Origin of the sequence: Corynebacterium sp. DNF00584 (assembly GCF_001552965.1) — a bacterium.
GTDB lineage: Bacteria > Actinomycetota > Actinomycetes > Mycobacteriales > Mycobacteriaceae > Corynebacterium > Corynebacterium phoceense.
In genome coordinates this window covers 1-1,063 of sequence record NZ_KQ959751.1, presented here as the reverse complement: position 1 = coordinate 1,063, position 1,063 = coordinate 1, and the positions used below count along the sequence as shown (strand labels likewise).

The 1,063-nt window shown below is 58.2% G+C and carries 1 protein-coding gene; it reads right to left on the bottom strand.

The features are described 5' to 3' along the window. A partial coding sequence (locus HMPREF0307_RS07190; protein ID WP_156435912.1) for a hypothetical protein occupies positions 1-917 on the bottom strand: 917 nt, incomplete at its 3' end. Positions 918-1,063: the final 146 nt, after the last annotated feature.

The following is a 1,063-nucleotide window of genomic DNA, read 5'->3' as shown; positions in this document are numbered from 1 at the left end:
TGGTCGAGCTGCGCGTACTTCGCCGGCACCGTACAGTGCGCGCGGCGACACGTCCCATCACGGGCCTCAATAAACGCCCTTTGTGCCGCAGTGGGCACATAGCCTTCCACGCGGTCAGGCCCGAGCTGGCGCTCAATAATCTCCAAGTCCGTGTTGTCCAACGTGACCACACCGTGTTCGGGAAGATACGCCATGGATTCACCTTCCGGCTTGAACACGTTGACCACCACGGTTGTCTTCGAGCCGTTCAGGATGAGGTCGACCATGGCCTTGGTAAACGAGCAATTATTGGCGTTGGCGTACTTGCGGATGTGCTCATGGATAGCCTCGGCGTCGACCCCATCCATCCGCACGTTAAGGAATGAGTTCTGGCCGCGGTGGTCCATGCGGTAGCGCGTGCCGTCGTCCTCGCAGTCCTCCGGGGTATCGCGCGTGAGGTCGTAGTACTGGTACAAGATTTCGCGGATGACCTTGCGCACACGTGCAGTATCCGGCAACACTTGATTCTTCCGGGTTGGGGTAAACAACCGCACGAGTGCGTCATCGATGAGATGAAACAGATGGTCCTCGACGCCGATGAGCATCTGGCCAATCACCACGAGACGGTTGTCATCGAGATACCAGCCGCGCTCATGATGGGCGGCGAGCTTGGGCAGTGAGGCCATGCGGGCCACCCCGTGGTAGAGCTTCTCAGCGCGGTCGCGTGAGACATCGAGATTGCGGGCGAGGGTGGAAAAGGCGATGTCGACATCGTCGCCGGGGGTGGGCAGGACGCGGTGGATGGCCTTCCAGAAGAATTCGTTGCGGATGGCGACGTATTCTCCCAAGGGGCCAGCGGGATTCAAGGGGGCGAAGTAGGGGCCGGTGGGTTCGGTTGGTGGTGGTGGGTTGGTGGTGTTATCGGGAGGAGTGGTCATGTGGGCTACCCCTGTCGGTGAGTGAGAGTGTGAAGTAATGGTTTAGATAGAGTGTTCCAATTCTTACGTTCACAAGCTTACCTACCCCCAGATGTGTTCGTCAATAGTTTCGAATACTCAAATAGGCAAACAAAAAAGCCCACCCA